The sequence below is a fragment of the Bdellovibrionales bacterium genome (assembly GCA_018266295.1).
GTDB lineage: Bacteria > Bdellovibrionota > Bdellovibrionia > Bdellovibrionales > Bdellovibrionaceae > JACMRP01.
The window spans coordinates 750,406-770,137 of record JAFEAQ010000011.1 but is presented as its reverse complement, the minus strand read 5'-3'; the positions used below and the strand labels follow the sequence as shown (position 1 = coordinate 770,137).

Below are 19,732 nucleotides of genomic sequence, written 5' to 3'. Positions count from 1 at the left end.
AATCGATTTTATCGAGTCATCACGGGAAAACAGTTTATTTCTTTTGCACGCTGGTTTTGGCCCCGGCATTGCTGTAGATTCCCTCACATCGTTTAAAGCATTGAGGGGTTTTTCGTGTCTAAAGCACTGTCTATTTTATTGGTGGGGTCTTTCCTTTTTACATTGGCTGCCTGCCAGAAATCAAGCGATACACCGGCAAATAATGAGGCCGTAAAGCCTCTTTATCTTGGCGATCTTGATAAGAAGATGAACGAGATCTACGCTCAAGAGAATGAGCCGCGAATGGACGTTTGTGACTTGCAATGGCGTCCGAAAATTTTAGAAATCGCCCGTGTCCTCGAAGAAAAGCGTAAAGACATTGAAGCTCTCGCAAAGAAGAAAAATTCTGAAAATAATATTGTCGGAACTGACTTTGGTTCCTTTAAGTTCATCGATGATATGAGCAATCCGCCAGGAAAAGATGAGTGGACGACTTTTACTTCTTCTTGGAGTGAAATAGTTCGGGATTACGAAATCATTAAAGATAATCCGCAAAATCCATACTGGGTTAATTTAAATCGCAAGGCTCGTGGTATGGTGGCGGACGATCAAAGTCGTATTTCGTATGGATCTTTTTATGGCCTGACGAAGGATTCTGGGCCAGTCATTATCGCGATTAAAGAAAAACTAGAGAACTGCCAAAAGGACCTTGTTTGTACAAACCCTGGATTGACGGATGATGAGTGGGTTTATCTTAAAACAAATCCTATCTATAAGTATTATATGGGTATCCTTGATGGGTCCTCTGCGAGTTCCGCGAAAAAGCGTGATGTTTTAGATCGTTTTTTAAAGCGAGTGCAAGACGATGCCTCGAGCTACGGATTTTTTAAAAATCCGGTGATCAGAACAGAGGGCAAAACATTGATAATTCCACTCGACCTTTCTGATCTTGGCGTGGAGGGAGCGCAAAAGTTTGCGGCTCTTATCGAAAAGACGTGGAATATCGACTCTAAGTACTCATTGAAGGTTGAATCTGTCACTGGCGTAGAAAAGTCCTCTTATAAAATTCTTGTAGATAATGAACTAGGCGGCCGAGCCTTCGTAAACTGGAATAAACTTTTTATGCAACTTCACAACTGGGGTCGATTTAAGACCATAACCCATGAGTTCGGACATATTCTGGGTTTCTACGATAACTACTATACGACTTGGAGCACGGATACTTGTGCTTATACCTTCCAAAGTAATAGCGGAGACCTCATGTCGGACTCCACTGAAGGGACTGTGCTAGCACGCCACTGGGCCAAGCTCAAAGAGATCTACTGGCCAGCGCCGACAGCAACGCCGGCACCGGAGCAGGCGTCGTCTACGCCAGCGCCTCAATCGCCGTAAGTTTGCTTGCGACGAGATCAAAAGACTTCTGCCAGAACTTCGGCTGGGTGATATCCTCGCCGAAGTGTTTCTGGATCAAATCCTCCGCCGTCATACGGCCTGTATCACGCAAAACATCCACGTAAGTTTTCATGAAATTCGAACCGAGCTCTTTGCGGCGAGCATAGATGCTGAGGCTGAACAAATACCCGAACGCATACGGGAAGTTATAGAACCCATTATCACCTGCAATCGAGAAATGCAGCTTATGCGCCCAGAAGAGCTTGTCGTTCTTTGAAAGCACAGGTCCATACCACTTCGTCCAAGCCTCATCCATCAATGTGCCAAGCTCCGCGGGGCTGAGGGTTTTTTCTTCGCGCTTCTCATAGAAGCTTTTTTCGAAATCAAAACGGGCAGGGATGTTGATCAAGAATGCCGAAGCGGCTTCGAGCTCGTTCCATGAATGATCGAGCTTTTCAGCGTTGGTTTTAGCTTTTTGTAAAAGCATATCGCGAAGAGCCGTTTCACCAAAGACACTCGCAGTTTCTGCCAGCGTCATCGGGTAGTTCATTTGCACTTGCGGAAGATCACGCATCGACCAAGAGTGGAAGGCGTGGCCGAGCTCATGCGCCAACGTCGTCACATCGTGCTCAGAGCCCATGTAAGTCATGTACACGCGGGGCTGTTTGCTCTTTGTGAAGAATGTGCAGTAAGCGCCAGTGGTTTTATTTGGCGTGACTCGTCCTTCGATCCAGTTATTTTTCACCATCATGTCGACGAAGTCCGCCATCTGTGGATCCACGGCGCCATAGGCTTCGCGTACGAGCTTCACAGCTTCAGAGAACTCGATGGTTTTACCTTCTTCGCCGAGCGGGCTTGGGGCGAGCAAATCCCACGGATCGAGCTGCTTCTTCTTAAGAATCTTCGCCATTAAAGCAGGTGCTTTGCGAGTGTTGCCAACGTTGCTGTGAAGCGAGCTCATCATTGCATCGAGGGTGGCGCGTTGAATGCGGTTCTCATGCAGGGGAGTATCCAAGAAGTGCACAGGTTTTGTGTGCGAGCGTTTTTTATTCACCTCTTGGCGCCAGCCTGCGAGAGAATTCAAAATCGCCGCCGAAGTTTCTTGGTGCTCAGTCCAAGCTTCCTGAACAGCATGCCATGCAGTTTTGCGTAAGACTTCGTCTTTCTGAAAGAATGAACCCAAAGCTTGGGCAAGGCCCACGGTTTCAGTTTTGTCCGGATACTTCATTTCACACTTAATAGTGCCGCAAAGATTTGTATAAAGAGTTTCCCATGCCGTGTGGCCTGAAACGCCGACAGCTGTGAGTAAAGTCTCTTCACCTTCGGAGAGCAGGTACGGAGATTTAGCGCGGTCTTGCTTCCAGGCAAAGCTGTAAGCCGAGAGTGTAGGATGATCCAAAAGCTGTTTTAAAAAGCTCTCGTCGGCAGTCTTCACCAAAATTTCAAGTGGAGTGCAGGCTTGAGACAGGCGTGAGAGCAGCACTGCGATTTGCGAGTTCACGGCCTTTGCATTTTGATCGGAAGCATCGACGGACAGGATGCAGTTCACATAGGTAAAAAGGTTGCCAATTAAAACAGAAGTCTGCTCACGCAAGACAAAGAGATCCTGAACTGTTGCAACGTCTTTCGCGCTATTGCGTTTTTCGATATCAGCAATCCCTTTTTCAACAGCGGCATAATCGGCTTTGAAAGCCGGCGCTTCGAGAGATGCGTATTCAGATTCAATATTCCAAGCAGGGGATGTAGTCATGGGACCTCCGTGAGAGCTATCTGTCTAGCTTCGTTCAGGAGGTCCTGCAAGTCACGGAGTCTTCACAAAGTGGAACTGGGGACATAAAAAAAGCCGGTGTTTCCACCGGCTTTTTGAATTTCGCTTTTATCGCAAAGATTACTTCTGCTCAGCTGCGCGCTTCGCTTGGTATTTCTTAACGAGTTCCTCTTGGATGTTGCGAGGAGCAGCTTGGTATTTAGCGAATTCCATAGAGAACTCACCTTTACCTTTAGTTGCAGAACGCAAATCTGTTGAGTAACCGAACATTTCTGTCAACGGCACTTCTGCTTCAATTACGCAGCTACCTTCGAAAGAAGTTGTACCAACGATAACACCACGGCGTTGGTTGATTTGACCAACCGCTGAACCTTGGTATTCATCTGGAACAGTTGTCTCAAGCTTCATGATCGGCTCAAGAACAGTTGGTTTCGCAGCAGGGTACACTTCACGAAGTGCAGCCATCGCCGCGATTTTGAAGGCCATGTAAGAGGAGTCGACATCATGGTAAGCACCGTCAGTCAATTCTACTTCTACGCCAACGATAGGGAAGCCAATGAGTGGACCCTTCACCGTTTGTTCTTTGAAACCTTCTTCAACAGCTGGGATGAATTCCTTAGGAATACGACCGCCGACAACGCTGTTAGAGAACTTGAATACAGAACCATCTTCTTGCGGAGGCAATGGACGGATCGCGCCCACGATCTTCGCGTACTGACCAGAACCACCTGTTTGCTTCTTATGAGTGTAGTCATAAGGAGCTTCAACAGCGATTGTTTCACGGTAAGCAACTTGAGGCTGACCGACAACAACTTCACAGTTGAATTCGCGCTTCATACGCTCAACGTAGATTTCCAAGTGGAGCTCACCCATACCAGAGATGATAGTTTCGTTAGATTCTTCATCACGGTGTACACGGAAGGTAGGATCTTCTTTACGGAACTTTTGGAGTGCCTTAGAGAAGTTGTTCGCACCTTCTTTGTGCTTAGGAGCAACCGCCAAGCTGATAACCGCGTCTGGAACGTGCATTGATTGCATAGAAGCTTCAATTTTATCGTCACAGAAAGTGTCACCAGATGCGCAATCGATACCGAACAAGGCAACGATGTCACCCGCGTAAGCTACGTCGATATCTTCCATTTTGTCAGAGTGCATACGCACCAAGCGAGGAATCTTCACAGATTTCTTGTTCGTTTGGTTGATGATGAAATCACCTTTCGCCATCTTACCTTGGTAAAGACGCATGTAAGTCAACTGACCGAATGGAGTCTCAGCCAATTTGAACGCCAAAGTAACCAATGGCTTCGTGTTGTCTGGGAACAATTCGAATTTTTCTTCGTTCTTAGTCAAATCCAATGCGTATTCTTTTTTCTCAGCAGGAGATGGCAAGTAGTAAGTCACTGCATCCATCAAGCGCTGAACGCCTTTGTTTTTGAACGCTGAACCGCAAAGAACAGGAACCAATTTCAAACCGATAGTACCAGTGCGGATCGCCGCGCGGATTTCTTCAGTCGTTGGCTCTTCTTCCATCAAGAACTTTTCTTCGATCTTAGGATCGATATCAGCCAATTTGCCGATCATTTTTTGACGGTATTCTTTCGCTTGCTCAACCAAGTCAGCAGGGATTTCACCAACAACAACTTTTTCGCCGTTTTCGCCTTCGTTGATGTAAGACTTCATATCAGTCAAATCAACGTGACCGCGATGTTGATCTTCCAAACCGATTGGGATTTGGATCATCACTGCATTCAATTTCAATTTATCAACCAACGCATCAGCAACGCGGAATGGGTTAGCACCTTGACGGTCCAACTTATTCACGAATGCCAAACGAGGTACGCTGTAACGTTTCATCTGACGGTCAACTGTGATTGACTGAGATTGAACGCCCGCAACACCACACAACAACAAGACCGCACCATCAAGAACGCGCAATGAACGTTCTACCTCAACGGTGAAGTCCACGTGCCCCGGTGTATCGATCAAGTTAATGGTATAATCTTTCCACTGTACCTGAGTCGCAGCAGACTGGATTGTAATACCTTTTTCACGCTCAAGATCCATGGAGTCCATCGTTGCGCCCACGCCGTCTTTACCTTTAACTTCGTGGATAGCGTGGATACGACCTCCATAGAACAAAATACGCTCAGAAGTTGTCGTTTTTCCCGAGTCGATGTGAGCCGAGATACCGATATTTCTAACCGTATCAATATTCCATTTTTTGGACATAACTATACCCTTTTGTGTGTTAATGATTGCTTAAAGAGCCTAAGGAGTTATCATTATTCGGCCCCCATTGCAAAAGAAGAATGTGACGAATCCGTGACGACAGGCCTTTTGCGCAGTGTTTAATCAGGCAAGGATTTATTGAGTGATTCTCTCCCAACTTTTAGCTGAAAATTTTCCCTATAAACAGTTTCGAGGTGAACAGGAAAAGATCCTGGAAAGGGTCATGGCTGGGAAAGACACGTTGGCACTCATGCCGACAGGGATGGGAAAAAGCCTGTGCTTCCAGTTTCCGGCAAAGGTGCAAAAAGACCTCGTGCTAGTGATCTCGCCCCTGATCGCTTTGATGGAAGATCAGGTCCAAAAAGCCCAGAAGCTGGGCATTTCAGCGACGTATTTAAGTTCAACCGTGAGTCGCGAAGACCGCGAATCCCGCCAAAAACGCCTCGCCGCCGGAGAGTTCCAGCTCTTTTATGTGACGCCCGAGCGCTTTCGCAAATCGGAATTTCTTGAAGCCATTCAAAAACGAAAACTTTTTTGCCTGGCAGTTGATGAGGCCCATTGCATTAGCCAGTGGGGCCATGATTTCCGTCCCGATTATTCGCGCTTAGGCGAGTTCCGGAAGCTTTTGGGGAACCCGCCAGTTCTGGCTTTGACTGCGACCGCGACGCCGGCTGTGCAGAAAGACATTTTGAAGCAGCTCGATATGGAAAACTCCGGGGAAATCATCTTCGGAGGGCTCGAGCGTCCGAATCTCCAGCTCAGCGTGCATGATGTCTATGGGATCGATGAGAAGATCCGCGCGATCATTGGTCTTCATCATCAGACGCCGGGGGCGGCTATTATTTATTGCTCGCTGATTCAGACTTTGAAAAAAGTATCTAGTGATCTCCGCCGCCTAGGGGTGGAACATCTGGTTTATCATGGCGATTTGCCGGGGCAGGACCGTAAGCGCAATCTGAAGCGCTTCGTTTCTGAAGAAGCGCCGCTGATGGTGGCAACGCCGGCGTTTGGCTTGGGGATCGACAAAGAGAACGTGCGTTTGCTTGTGCACGTGGAGATTCCTGGCTCAGTGGAGGCCTACTACCAAGAAGTGGGGCGTGCCGGCCGCGATGGGCTGCCTTCGCAGTGTCATTTGCTCTATGATCAAGACGATGTCTCAATTCAGATGGAGTTCTTGAAGTGGTCGCATCCGGAGCCTGAGTTCATCAATCAGGTTTACCAGTTGATTGTGAAAAACCGCGGGCCCCTCGACCAAGAGGGCTTCGATTATCTGCGCGGGCAGATGAGCTTTAGAAACCGCCGCGACTTTCGAGTTGAGAGCGCCGTGCGTATCCTGGAACGCTGGGATTGTCTGGAGGCCGCGCCGGATATGCCATTCCCATACATTGCGGTTCGTGAACCCACGCCGGAAATGTTTGCGGCAGAAAACTCGCCGGCGCTGCTGAAGAGTCAAAACCAAAAGCTCTATGACATCGTTCGCTACGCCACTCGCGAAGACGAGTGTCGCTTGTTGCAGGTTTATGAATATTTTGGTTACCAAGGTGCCAGCAAGTGCGGGCACTGTGATGTGTGCCTCGCAGGGAATGCTAAATAGCCAGATCGCCGAATTCCAAATAGAGATTTGTTTTTACTTGGATTTTTATGTCCGGCGTTTCAATTTCACCGGGATTGAGAGCTTGGTCATTGTTGCGGTCTTTGAAGACTAAGACATCCCCATTGTTTTTTTCTTGAAAGCCTTGAGCTTCAACGCTGAGAAGCTGATCAAAATCCGGCTTTACTGTGATTTGATGAGCAAGGAACTGCTCCTTCTTATCGCCAAATAAAATGAATCTGGCTTCCGTATGTTTGTTCTCGGTGGGTGAAAATTTATTGAAGTAAATCACCTTGCTGATGGTGACGCTGGCTTCATCGATGAAAACGCTGCCGCCTCTTTCAAAGTGACCTCTGTAGAAAGCTGCCTTAAACGGGCGTGGGTGAGCCACCATTTCTGGTAAAACAAAAGTTTCAGGCACCATGGTGATCAGTTCACTGCCGGTCGTCGCTTTCATTTTCAGATACTGAGCCTGAGACGCGGTATCCAGCGTGACTTCTAAAATCACTTGGTAATCGTGCGGTGAATGAAACATCGGTAGGTGGGACAGGTAAATATGCTGAGTGCCTACAACCGCCATACCGTGAGTAGAAGGACGGTCGGAGGAGTGTGAAGAATGATGTAGAACTTGCGCATAGCTGAATTCGGTTAAGAAACTCAAGGCTAGGTATAAGAATGACTTCATCATAAAACCTCCGCACTCTTTGTAGGTCGATGTGAGGAAACTGTAAAATTAATAGATCTGATGACGGCATTAGAATTATTAATTGGCGTTGTCCTGGACTTTGCGAGAGAGATTTTGGAGAAACCTGTCGGGTTTTGTTCCTGTTTTTCTCCAATCGGTTTTTTCGATTGAAATACGTTTACGGCGACCCAAAGATATTTCTTATCAGTCCTTGGGAGGGTACGGGCGTGGGGCCACGGTTTCTCTTAAGCGGCTCCCCAAACGCCAGGTTAAAGGAGGCTTTTAATGGGAAAAAAAATCTACGTAGGAAATTTGTCTTATTCTTTGAACGATCAATCTTTGATGGATGTGTTCTCTGAGTTTGGTAGTGTGCAATCTGCTCGCATTATCATGGATCGTGATTCCGGTCGCAGCAAAGGTTTTGCCTTTGTTGAAATGGCCACAGACGATGAGGCCGCGACAGCGATCTCAAGACTCAATGGTTTTCAGCTGGCAGGACGTGCGATGAATGTCAGCGAAGCAAAGCCCATGATGCCGCGTGAAGGGGGGCGTGGGCCACGCGATCACCGCGACCATCGTGAGCATCGCGGTGGTGATCAAAACCGCATGCGCGGTTAGAAAATTTTAAATTGTAAATAGAAAAAGGGGCCGGAAACACCGGCCCTTTTTTATTGCCTTTTCAGAGAATCGGCCGATACTGATTTCGAAAGTAGGTCTTATGTTAGCTCGAATTCTGTTTCCATTGGCTGGGCTTCTCTGTTTGGCTCCTTTTATTTCTTCCGGAACCGCGCTTTTTATGGGTGTGGCGCTGGCTCTGATTTTCGGAAATCCTTATTTAGATCTTGCACGTAAATATACCCACCGACTGCTCGCAATTTCAGTTGTTGGGATGGGATTCGGAATGGATCTCGCGGTGATTGGCCGTGTGGGCCTGCAGGGGATCGGTTACACCATCGCGGGGATTTCGCTCACACTCACTCTGGGATATTTTATCGGTAAACTGCTGAAAACTGATCGCAATGTTTCTATCTTAGTTTCGGTGGGAACTGCGATTTGCGGTGGTAGCGCCATTGCAGCCGTCGCGCCGGTGATTCGCGCAAAGTCCCATGAGGTGTCTGTGGCTTTGGGCACAGTGTTTGTGCTGAATGCTGTGGCGTTGTTTCTGTTTCCACCTCTGGGGCATTATTTCGGTCTCACTCAACATCAGTTTGGCTTGTGGAGTGCGCTGGCGATTCACGACACAAGCTCTGTCGTCGGAGCCTCTCTTCAATACGGTGCTGAAGCTTTGCAGGTAGGGACCACAGTGAAATTGGCGCGCGCGCTTTGGATCGTACCAATTGCATTTGCGATCGGCTGGGTTGTGGCTCGCAATCAGCAAACGGGCGCTGCGGGGAAAGGCAAAAAGCCGTGGTTTATTCTGGGTTTTATTCTTGCGGCAGCCTTGGTGACATGGGTCCCGGTGTTGCAGCCAGCGGGACATGTGATTGAATCGATTGCAAAGCGCTTGCTGGTTTTGACTTTGTTTCTGATTGGCAGTGGGTTGACGCGGGAAACTCTTCGCAGTGTTGGGGCGCGGCCTTTCTTTCAAGGGGTCTTGCTTTGGATTATCGCGGCGTCCGCGACCTTCGGTGCCATTGAGGCCGGCTGGATTCACTAAGGGCGAAAAATACTGAAATGATCAAAGACCTGAGGCTCATTCATGGCATACAGCCATGGATGACCTTGATAAATCCAGTTGCGGATGCCACGTCCACGGGCCACCACTGTGATAGATTTTTGCAGGGAAATCTTTTTAAGATCTTCGAGAGTTTTCTCAATAGCCGGCCGGCTGCCAAAATCAAAAATAAAATAATACTCTGCCAGTGGCGGAATGAAATCTGAAGCGCTGAGATCCGCGGTCTCAAGACGACAGCGTGGGTAATCGAATTTCGCCAGAACTCTGCGACCTTCTTGCACGCGCTCGTCGACGAGTTCGTAGCCGATGAAATTCACGTGGGGGTAGTGATGACCAATGACGTGAGCCATGCGCCCATAGGCACAGCCAAGATCGACGACAGTGCTGTCGTTTTCAGGCGAAAGTAAAGCCAAAATCTGGCGCAACTCCGTGTAGGGAGTTTGCATTGCTTGAACAGGGAGTCCCACCCATGCTTGGACATCCGAGGAAACAGTTTTTGGTCCCCACTCATTGAGCAGACTTTTTTCGATTTCTTTGGTTTGAAATCCAAGATGCGCATCAACCATGACGGCATGCTCCTGGGCCTCCGTGTAAGAATGAGAAGCCTCCGGCAATTGTGGAAATAAATCCATAAAGTTTAAAACGATTTTAGCCAGAGAGGACGCCCTTTTCGATTTTGTTGAAGCTTATTTCTCGAATGGAAACACAGTATCAGAGGAATTAAAAAAAGTTAATCGGGTTCTCATAGGTTCTTAATCCGTCCGGAGTAAGATTTTTTTATAAGCAATAAGTCCTAACGAAAAAAACAAGGAGTTCGTATGAAAAGTCTTATTACTGCAATGGTTCTTTTGGGTTCTGTTTCTGCATTTGCTGGCCACGAAGGCTCAAAGCCTTGCCAAGAAATCAACCTCGCTTGCCAATCTGCTGGCTTCAAAAAAGGCGACCATAAAGAGAAAAAGGGTCTTTATAAAGACTGCGTTCAGCCTATCTTGGCTGGTCAATCTGTTGCTGGCGTCAACGTTGGTGCGGATGTTGTGTCTGCTTGTAAAGCAAAGAAAATGGCCCACAATAAATAGTTTGAATTGCGGACAAACAATAAAAAAAGCCTTCGAGAAATCGAAGGCTTTTTTATTTGTCACGTAGGCATCGTGACTCTGCAAATGTCTGGTGCGAATGATCGGCTTGAAAAACTAGTTGCCGATATGGATTGTCGTCGTTGCGCCGGTTGAATTTACAGGCTGATTGCTATCTTTGCCGCCCGTGATTTGTTTCATTTCATGCTGATTTTTAAGAGCTGCAAGGCATGTATCGTAGCCGGTTTCACCGATGCGGTAAGTTTGGCCTGTGGTTGTTGTGCAAGTCGTTTGGATCGCCATTTTGCCGCCAGAAGTCTTGCTGCCGTTCATGAGGAACTTTCTGTACTCAGTAAAGTTCAAATCTTGAGCAAAAGACATAGAGCTAAATAGAACGCTGATCCCGAGCAGAACCTGAACAAACAAGAACTTCATTGATTAAAACCTCCGCAAGTTTTTTTGAAGCTACACAAAGGAGATCCCATGAATCAAGCAAAAAAAGCCCCGGGGGGTAAACCCCCGAGGCTCCATGAGATCTTACGTTAGCTCCACACCTGCGGATTAGCGAGAAAGCTGTAAGAACACATTTCTGATATACAAGTTACCGTTTCCGTAGATCACGATGCTATCCGCGCCATAACCAATATAAGTCGCTTGGTTAGGGAAAATGCGGAAATTGTTAGGATAAGCGTTCAAGTTGATCGTTGGAGCAACTTGGAAACCGTTGATCAAAACATCGATGAGCGCCGTGTTGTACTGAGCATTCGCTGTGAAATCGACAGCAACCAATCTGTAACCTTGGTATTGGTACAAATTGACGTACTGACCGATATCAATGCGATCGTTGCCCATCATGTAGCGGTCTACATAAACTGGAACGCTGATTGTGCCGTAACCTGGATTTGGCGGATACGGATTGCCTGGGTAAGGCGCCGGACCCGGATCAGGTCTGACTGGTGGACGAGGGCGAGGGCCCGGGCCCGGACGAACCGGGTAACCTGGGCCGCGGCCAGGACCATATCCAGGGCCCGGTGGGTTGCCTGGAGTGATGTAGGCTTCAGCAACAACCGCTGACAGAGTCAACGCGGCTGTGAGAATGAGTAATAATTTTTTCATAAAAATATTTCCTTGTTAAAACTGATTACCAGTTCACTTGGTCTACATCGTAACCCCAGCTAGCGAGGGATTTACGATACATACCTTTTACGAATTTTTGCGCTTGGTCTGGTTTCAAACCGAGAGCCGCAGCAGATCTGTTTGTCAAATCAGCCATGCCCGCAGTGCTACCGTTCTGCAATTCTTTAACTGCCGTCAAAGCGTCAGCGAACTTAACACCGAATACAGATTTGAAAGTTTTGTCCATATCTGCAGGAGTTGTTTGACCGCGCTCAGCAGCAGCAACAGCCCAAGAGTTCAAAGCAGAAGCAACAGCAACAGCTTTGTCTTGTTTGAAGCCGTATTCTTTCATCAACTTATCAGTTGCCATCTTCACGAGTTTTTTGTTCGTGTCTGACTTAAGGGCTGCGAAGTTTGAATCAGATGCTTTTGAAGAAGACTTATCGTTGATCGCTTGACCGTAGTTAGACTCGCCTGGGTTCGCATTGTAAAGAACGCCGTTTTTACCAAGCCAGTAGGTGCCGCCAGTGATGTCTTCCCAGAAGAGACCCGTAGTACCAACACCGATTGTTGTACCGCCGATGTAACCTGCGAAGTCTTTAGGGTTTGCGTAGTATTGGAAACGGCCGTATTGGTCATAAACCGCAGCAGTTCCAGCACCGTCAAACTTGACGTACCACATGTCATCAGAGCCGTGGCCGTTTTTGCCGTAGTCAGTATCTTCAGTTACTTTGATACGTTGACCGTTTTTAGTTAAGAATGTGCAACCCGGAGTTGGCTGTTGAGTTGTACATACGTCGCCGTAGACAGTTTCATATGGGTAGTAAAGTACGTCACTGCTGTGACCACCGCCACCACCGCCGCCGCCACCGCAAGCTGCGAGAGTCGCAAGTACCATCCCTGTCAGGGCTGTCGTGATTTGTTTTTTCATGTGGTTTCCTCCTCTTTTGGTCTCTAGTTTTATGAGACCTTTAATTTAAATAAAAATCTAATAGGTTAAAGGCATTCTCAAAATCGTGTCTTTGCAGTGGAAGTCGAGGGCATGGCCCGTCGCTCCGCCCACAAAAACCGGTGTCGCAAGCGGCGTGCATCCGACCGTATCGAATCTCAAGCGCGCTGGTGACACCACTTCAATGACCTTGGAATCCTTTGCAAAAACTGGGACAAGCATTTTGACACCGCGATTGAGGCCCGATCTCTCGGTTGTGAAGAGAGCCGGCAAGCGCGTTGACGGATTTTTCGTATCTCCGAGAGTCACTGGGAAATACAAGTTCGTCATGAGCATGTCTGGATAGAACGTGTAGCGCTCCATGCTATGCGATGCGACCTGGTGATGATCCAAATCGTGATACTGAATCTCGCTGTTCGTGAGCACAAAGGCGCCGTTTCGGTTGTCTCCGGCAAATGCCGCGCGCACCCACAGTGCAGAGTCCGTTTGCGTGTTCTGAGCTTGCAGAGTGTTGTCGATGATATCGAGGTTCTTATTGTCGAAGATCGACAGACGCTGCTCGCGAAGCAGACCTTCACCGAACCAGAAGTTACCGGCGAATACGCGGTTGTCGGTAGATGTGTTGTACACTTTATCGACGCGGGTTTCGAAGATGTTGCGGTAGTTGCCGGCCTGACCGAAGCTGCCCATTTCTGAGAAGTTGATCACTTGGCCGTCAAGAACTTCAGCCACTGCGAACTTATAGAGGTAAGAAGCTTTGGCTTCTGTTCCTTCGTTCTTTGCAAGCAAGACCGGAACTGCACCGCGCTGGATTTGATCTGGGCGGGCCTCGATCACGTCGACGAAGCGGTAACCTTGGTACTCATCAAGGCTGCGCAAAGTCGTTTCGTTCTCAAGGTAGTAGAAACGGGTTTTGTTGCCTTCAATATTGTCTGGATTTTCCCAACGATCTTTGAGGCCGCGTTTTTTCTGCGGATCTTTACCGCCGCCAACCCACGCCGGGAATTTCTTGCCGTGGCTTGTGTGCCAGTAGATATCGTAAGGGATCAAAGCTTTTTCACTCGTGTATTTGAACTTCTTCACCACGTGCATGTCTTGATCAAAGATGAAGAACTGCATGTTGGTTTTTGTTTCATCGTCCGATGATTCGTCCAAATAGCCGATCACGTATTCACTGCGACCATCGCCATCCCAGTCGAGACGGGCAGCCACTTGCTCACGGAACGCATCTGGATCGCCGACAGGCTCGTCAAGATCGATTTTTGTCGTACCACGAACTTGATACTGATTTTTTTCTTGGCGCACTAACCAGAGCTCACGGCTGTTGCCGTCTTCAGAGTAGGCGACGTAATCGCGACCTGTTGGTTGGCCATCCAAGTTTTGGTCAATCGGAAGGAAGTCAAGGCGGTCACGCTGAGGCATGCCTTTGATCGGCAGAACTTGCATCTCTGCATCTTTGATTGTCGGCGAAACAGGGACTGTGACGTCGACATCGAGGATGAAACGGCGCTGAGAACCGTTTGGCAAATTGACTTGACCAATGAGATCTAATTCGCCCGGCATCCGCGGAGCTGTCTGCAAGCGCACCACATAAGTGCGAACTTCGCCTTGGGCCCAAGTGCTGCCATAACTTTGTTTTGGATTCACAGCCAAGACCGCTGGGCGAATCGCTTCAGCATGCGGCTTAGAGAAATAGAACTGCGTTTGTACTTTTGAAGCATCTACGGAAGCCCATCTGTTCACAAGACTGACTTCAACGTCGATGCTTGAAGCTTGACGGTTCCACTGGATTTCAATTTTTTCTTTTGTCGCAGGAACGATCAATGGCTGTGCGCTGACCGCAAGAGCTTTCTTCACATCCAACTGACCTGCCAAAAGATATCTCGGAGCTGCATCGGTATTCACCGTGATCTTTTGTCCGCCGATCAGGTTCTCAATCAAGTTGAGGCTTTGTTGAAGTGGGCGAGAGCCCAAGACCAAACGTGGCATGATCTCGTTTGCTGGAATTCCGCGGGCAAGCATTTCAGCCACGGCGCCTGTTACGAAGGGTGTCGCCTGAGAAGTCCCAGACAAGTATTCATAGCCGAGAGTAGATCTAAATCTGACGGGGCGGATGCTTTCAGGGAATGTGCTAAGGATGTTCACACCCGGAGCTGCGATATCAACACCGCTGCCGAAGTTTGAAAAGTGCGCAAGCGCGCCATCCGGACCTGTGGCACCGACGCAGATAACACCTGGGTATGTGCAAGGACGAAGAAGCGCGCGAGTTGAATCGTTACCCGCGGCGGCAACAATGATAATGCCGCGGCGCTGAGCTTCGGCGATCGTGTCACGCATGATTTGCGAGTCTTGTCCTGCCGGCCAACCCATTGAGAAAGTAATGACTTTTGCGCCTGAGTGAATGGCGTACATCACACCCCGAGCCACGCTGTCACCAAGACTGCGCGGAGGTGTGCGATTGTCTTCTGTCGGCGCAATGTCGACAGAGTAAGGCTTGATCGGCTCAGAAGGCTGTTCACCCAAAACCTGAACCGGAAGAATTTCTACGTTGTTGCTGATGCCGCGAACACCGATGCCGTTACCAGCGATCGCTGCGATGATACCGGCTACGTGAGTTCCGTGACCTTGATCGTCGTCAAAGTCCGGACGGCCCATGATGTTGGCGGCGTTTTTACCACCGAGCAAGCTCCATCCTTCACAATCTAAAGGATAGCCGTTGTGATCTTGGTCAACTTCTGGATTTTTTAAATCCATCCATTTCTTTTCGCACGCTTTGCGATCGCCATCTTGAACGCAGGCGAGGAATTTTTCGAGGGCCGCGCACTCCGTCGGGTTGCGATGAATGATGCCTTTCAAATCCGGGTGATCTTTTTGAATACCGGTATCAAGAACCGCTACAAGAATCTTTTTAGATGCTTGAACAGGTGCTGGCATATCGACGTCTTCACCAGTGCGAGCAGGCACTTTATAAGTGTGCATCGGATCCAAGTCGATGATCTGAGCTGTACCGTCATTATGAAGACCCCATTGATTTTTCTCAAAAAGGTCGGCGGCATGAGCTGAAAGAGCGGCGAACGTAACTAGCGGAAGAAGCTTCAAATATCTCATCGGAAACCTGCCTGTGATCTGTCCATTTCGATCGGAGAAATACGTGTCTTGTTCGCATACATATTGATCAAACCGTTTGCGTACTCGATGTTTGATTTTGGATCGCCCAAGCTGTTAGAGAAGTACTCAAGGTCACCGTCCTCATCACCTTCACGGAAGCCGTTGATGCGGATGACAAAGATGTAATTCTCATCGCCCAAGTACTTCAGCAATTGTGGCAATGGGATTTGCTCGTCAAGAACGTAGAGGACCTTCGTCGTCCAACGCACTTGTTCTGCTTTGTCCTTTGGATATTCGCCAGCGAGGTCAATCAGCTTTTTAGTCCAACCGTTCAAACAGTCGTAGTAAGTGCCATTCCACCAGATGCCAGTGTCATCCGGGCGGTAGCTTGTGTCGCCACGGCTTTGTTGTTTTTCGGCCTGACATTGAACATTGTAGTTCGCAAGACCTGCTTTTTGATCGCCGTTACCGAGGATTGTCATCAAGTCGAGGAAGAACTCTTTGTCGCCAGGACGGCCTGGGCGGCCGATCTTCTCACTGAGTTTCTGGGCGAGTTTGCCGAGGAAGTTTTGCTTCGGCATTGGCTTGCCTTCCCATTCAGGCTGGATCAGCAAGTCGCGGAGCTTATCAAGACCGCCAGGTAAAACCGATAACTGAGCTGTAATACGATAGAAGTTGATGGCTGTTGTATTCGCAAATGCTTCAGGCTCGATCAAGCGGTACGGAGCTAGCGGAGTATTTTTAAACTGCGCTTGAACTTCGTCGATCAATTTGAAGAACTTTTTCGAGTTCAAGTGCCAGCCGCCCCAGACGTGCTGAAGAACAGCCACGTTGGGATACTGAGTTCCGTTAGGGCTCAAGTCGCCTTCGGTGTTGATGATACGCCAGTAAGCTTTACCGAATGGAGTGTTCGCTGGATTTGGATCGTCGGAACCGCCCAAATCGACTTTTGAGTTGCTCCATTTTTTGTTGATGATCGCTTGGATCCAGTCTGTCGCAAAACCAAGGAGGTCACGACCTACGAGCTCACCACGTTTGTTCGAGAGCAAGATCACTTCTTCATCTTTTGGATCAAGCTCAGGAGCATCCGGGCTGCGCGGGTAGAGAATCTTTACAAGATGATCTTCGTTGAAGTTATCCAGGCGCATTGCCAAGAACTTACTGCGAACTTCTTTTGTTTTCAGTTCGTGCGTGATTTCAAACTTCTGGTATTTGAAACGCGAGTACAGAATCTCTGTATCGTTTCCGCGGAAGAGAGCAATCAACGCCGGGCGAAGGTTTTCACGAGTTTGGAGGAAATCCTTTGCGTACTTCTGATCCGCAGAGCCATCATCGATCATATCGCCCAAAGCTGGATTGTAGTCGATGACGAAAGCATCTGTGTGAAGATCCGCCGTGTTTGTACTTGCGCGAATGTTGACGATGTTAATGAAGTAGTTCAAGTCAAAGCTCAGACCGAAGACTTTGTTATTTTGTTCACGAACATAGACTTGAATGCCTTGAGCTGTACGCATGAAGCTTGTTTGACGAAGGATTGCGCGAGCTCCGTCTGCACCGATACTGACCGAGTTCATAAAATTCAACGGCGTGATACCCATTAAGGCATCTAAAGGCGCATTGATCTGTGCATAGCCGGCAAGAGTCACTGAATCAGTGATCGTGAAAACTTCTCCCTCACGGAGATCGTTCAACATCACGTCGACGGCGTATTTGCCATCCTCTGTTTTTTCTCGGGCAAGAACGTTGGTAAGGCCCTTCATGAATTTTGGAATAACAAGGTCTTTCCAAGAAACTTTTGTACCTTCAGTAATAGAAAGCAACGGGCGAACGTGAGTGTAATCACGTTGAATCATCACATTGGCGCCACCCACAGGAGTGATGTTTGGAACACCATCCAGAGCGAGGAAGAAACCAAGACGAGCAGCCACAGACACGTTGTCGACAAGCTGAATCGCCGCAGAACTTCCGTAGTAAGTACCCGTTGTCACATTGCGAGTTGCCGAAAGATTGAAACCACCAACAGGTCCGCCCCAAGCCTCTACGTTTTGGTAGAGTGGCTGATCCGGGTGCTGAGAGATGTGCTGGGCAATTCTATTCTGAATGTCCATGCGGCGGTTGTTCGCGAGATCGCCAACGCTCAACAGATCCAATTTCTCATTGATGTGATTCATCACTGTAGAAATCGCCGCAGAACGTCCGCGGATACCAAGGTAGCGCTCGAAGTCGCCGTCTTTGAACGGGGATTCACGATCGCCGTGGGCAAAACGCTGAGGATAACCTGGAACCAATTCTTTCGTGACTTTACCGTCTTTCACAAGGCCAGACGGAGAGTTGATTTTCAGGCTTGGCAATTTCCAAGGCTTTGAAAGGTTGAAAAGTTCCATCGCGTTGTTTGCGCGATAAAGAAGCTTTGTATAGATGAGTTGTTCAAGCTCGGCAGGGAAGGCGCCGGCTCTGACGATCTCCATGAAGTCTTGCTCAGTAAATTGATTTAACCGGCGAAGCAACCAACGAGCGTCTTCATAAGAGCACGCAGAGAAAGACTCTGCAGAAGGGTGAGTGATGACGATGTAGTTAGAAAGGACAGAAGCATATTTAGGAGAGAAACGGTTCACACTCTCAGGAAGATCTACGAGAGAGAAAGGAATAATCAAGGCACGATAAGCACGATAACGAGAGAATCTTTGCACCACAGAGACTTGTGCAGGATCATTTGGATCTGGAGCATAACCCCACTGAATATCGAAATAGTCCGCAGTTGCTTGTTCAAGAACTGCATCTGAGAAAACAAGAGAGTGATTTTTTGTGTCGTTCTCAGTCACCCAGCCACGGCTGTCGAAATCCGAGATCATGGTCTCTTGGGCCATTCTTAAGAAATCTTCTTTGTCCGCTTCTGTTTTAAAATAAACACGTAGATTTTTTGAATACTGCGGAGTTGGTACAAAATAGCCGAGCTTCTTTAAGAGAGCGGCCCGCATCAGTGTCGTATGGGTCATGCGGCTCAAGCTCAGGCGGTAAAAAAGTGCAGGGTTGGTGTTTGATTGCACCCGGGCCATGAACGTGAATGGCAGCTGGGCTTCAGAAGACTGATAGAGGACTGCTGTTTCTTTTGGTTGCGAAGCATCTGTCAGCGGGTACTTCTGATTCTGCCACATCTTATTTTCTTGGGGATTCAGAACACTTAGGTCTTGCCCGGCTTGAGCCATGCTCGCAGCCTGACCAACGTCCAAAACCGCACCATTCGAGGCAACGAGGTCGGAAGCGGGCTTCTTAACTACTTTAAGTGGGATAGAGACGCTTTCGGCATGTGCTTGAGCGCTCAAGAAAAAGGCGACTAAGACAAAAAGACTTCTTAAAGTGTTCACGAATACCCCTCCGCAGTGGTGTCACATTGACCTAAGTCCAGGTCCGACACTGTACTAAGCAAGGGCCGTACCTACCGCGCTGCGTGCAGCTTTTAAGCTGAAAGGTCTGGGGTACTTATATTTCGCGGGGACTTTATTTAAACTAAGAGAAGATGAAAAAATATCTCTTACTAGGTCTGTTATCAGCAAATGTGCTCCTTGCCTGCGGACGTGTACCGAAGGTGGGGCCAGAGACCGACGAAAAAATCGCGACCGCGTCCGAGAAGGATTGCGGTTTTGTCCAAAACAGTTACGGGCAACGTGTTTCTTGGAAGCAAAGTCTTCCGGTAAAGATCTATATAGATCCGACGGTGCCGACCGAATACGATTCTGTTCTGCGCGATGCTGCGAAAAAGTGGGAAGATGTCTTGGGGCGCACGTTGTTTGTTTTCGAACGAGCGGCGGCGACATCTACACCTGCTAAGGATAATCGCAACGTTATTTACTGGATGAATCCTTGGAACAACACAGATACGAAGCTCCAAGCGATGAGTTCCTTATCATGGACCAATAATCAGTTGGTTGAAGCCGACGTCAAAGTTGATGCTCAATTTTATACTTATTATGTGACTAATCCGAATTCGAATACGGATGTGCACTTGCTGAGCTTGCTTGTGCATGAGCTCGGTCATGTGTTGGGCCTGAAGCATCTCGCTAACGGAAGTTCGTCTGTGATGTTATCTGTGCTTGATTATCTAGTGAAGCGGGAAATTCCGACCGCTGAAGATATCGCTAACTTGAAGTGCGAATATAATTAGGAGTT

General features: G+C 48.3%; 14 protein-coding genes and 1 pseudogene. 6 read left to right on the top strand and 9 right to left on the bottom strand.

Annotated features, from left to right (window positions below; translation table 11 throughout):
- The first annotated feature begins 114 nt into the window (after positions 1–114).
- Positions 115–1,371 carry a hypothetical protein gene (locus JSU04_12480; GenBank protein MBS1971121.1) on the top strand — a complete coding sequence of 419 codons (1,257 nt, stop codon included), beginning with the start codon at positions 115–117 and terminating at the stop codon, positions 1,369–1,371.
- On the opposite strand, the gene JSU04_12475 is transcribed toward JSU04_12480, so the two are convergent.
- Positions 1,346–3,121 (bottom strand): M3 family oligoendopeptidase, encoded by a 1,776-nt coding sequence (locus JSU04_12475; protein MBS1971120.1) that lies wholly within the window; start codon positions 3,119–3,121, stop codon positions 1,346–1,348. The two genes, JSU04_12480 and JSU04_12475, sit on opposite strands and share 26 nt — an antisense overlap.
- A gap of 138 nt (positions 3,122–3,259) precedes the next feature.
- Positions 3,260–5,368 carry an elongation factor G gene (locus tag JSU04_12470; GenBank protein ID MBS1971119.1) on the bottom strand — a complete coding sequence of 703 codons (2,109 nt, stop codon included), beginning with the start codon at positions 5,366–5,368 and terminating at the stop codon, positions 3,260–3,262.
- Positions 5,369–5,516: 148 nt separating this feature from the next.
- Between JSU04_12470 and JSU04_12465 the strand changes: the two are divergent.
- Positions 5,517–6,962: pseudogene (locus JSU04_12465) on the top strand (RecQ family ATP-dependent DNA helicase).
- On the opposite strand, the gene JSU04_12460 reads toward JSU04_12465, so the two are convergent.
- Entirely contained in the window at positions 6,955–7,647 is a 693-nt protein-coding gene (locus JSU04_12460; GenBank protein MBS1971118.1) for a hypothetical protein, read from the bottom strand. The pseudogene JSU04_12465 and the gene JSU04_12460 overlap by 8 nt on opposite strands.
- Positions 7,648–7,929: 282 nt before the next feature.
- Between JSU04_12460 and JSU04_12455 the strand changes: the two genes are divergently transcribed.
- Positions 7,930–8,262, top strand: a complete 333-nt coding sequence (locus JSU04_12455) for an RNA-binding protein (protein ID MBS1971117.1) — start codon at positions 7,930–7,932, stop codon at positions 8,260–8,262.
- 100 nt (positions 8,263–8,362) lie between these two features.
- Positions 8,363–9,301 carry a putative sulfate exporter family transporter gene (locus JSU04_12450; GenBank protein MBS1971116.1) on the top strand — a complete coding sequence of 313 codons (939 nt, stop codon included), beginning with the start codon at positions 8,363–8,365 and terminating at the stop codon, positions 9,299–9,301.
- On the opposite strand, the gene JSU04_12445 is transcribed toward JSU04_12450, so the two are convergent.
- Complete coding sequence (locus JSU04_12445; protein ID MBS1971115.1) at positions 9,298–9,951, bottom strand: SAM-dependent methyltransferase; 654 nt, start codon at positions 9,949–9,951, stop codon at positions 9,298–9,300. The two genes, JSU04_12450 and JSU04_12445, sit on opposite strands and share 4 nt — an antisense overlap.
- 186 nt (positions 9,952–10,137) lie before the next feature.
- On the opposite strand from JSU04_12445, the gene JSU04_12440 reads away from it, so the two are divergent.
- On the top strand, positions 10,138–10,395 hold the full coding sequence (locus tag JSU04_12440; protein MBS1971114.1) for a hypothetical protein: 258 nt from the start codon (positions 10,138–10,140) through the stop codon (positions 10,393–10,395).
- A gap of 114 nt (positions 10,396–10,509) precedes the next feature.
- Here JSU04_12440 and JSU04_12435 read toward each other — a convergent pair whose 3' ends face one another.
- From JSU04_12435 to JSU04_12415, 5 genes are all read right to left on the bottom strand, one after another.
- Positions 10,510–10,827 carry a hypothetical protein gene (locus JSU04_12435; GenBank protein MBS1971113.1) on the bottom strand — a complete coding sequence of 106 codons (318 nt, stop codon included), beginning with the start codon at positions 10,825–10,827 and terminating at the stop codon, positions 10,510–10,512.
- A gap of 126 nt (positions 10,828–10,953) precedes the next feature.
- Entirely contained in the window at positions 10,954–11,514 is a 561-nt protein-coding gene (locus tag JSU04_12430) for a hypothetical protein (GenBank protein ID MBS1971112.1), read from the bottom strand.
- Between the two features lie 19 nt (positions 11,515–11,533).
- Positions 11,534–12,439: a hypothetical protein gene (locus JSU04_12425; GenBank protein ID MBS1971111.1), complete on the bottom strand. Its 906-nt coding sequence runs from the start codon at positions 12,437–12,439 to the stop codon at positions 11,534–11,536.
- Between the two features lie 57 nt (positions 12,440–12,496).
- A complete protein-coding gene (locus tag JSU04_12420; protein ID MBS1971110.1) occupies positions 12,497–15,565 on the bottom strand; it encodes a S8 family serine peptidase in 3,069 nt (1,022 codons plus the stop codon).
- A complete protein-coding gene (locus JSU04_12415; GenBank protein ID MBS1971109.1) occupies positions 15,562–18,888 on the bottom strand; it encodes a hypothetical protein in 3,327 nt (1,108 codons plus the stop codon). The genes JSU04_12420 and JSU04_12415 overlap by 4 nt, the downstream gene beginning before the upstream one ends.
- A gap of 194 nt (positions 18,889–19,082) precedes the next feature.
- On the opposite strand from JSU04_12415, the gene JSU04_12410 reads away from it, so the two are divergent.
- Positions 19,083–19,727, top strand: a complete 645-nt coding sequence (locus tag JSU04_12410) for a matrixin family metalloprotease (protein ID MBS1971108.1) — start codon at positions 19,083–19,085, stop codon at positions 19,725–19,727.
- Positions 19,728–19,732: the final 5 nt, after the last annotated feature.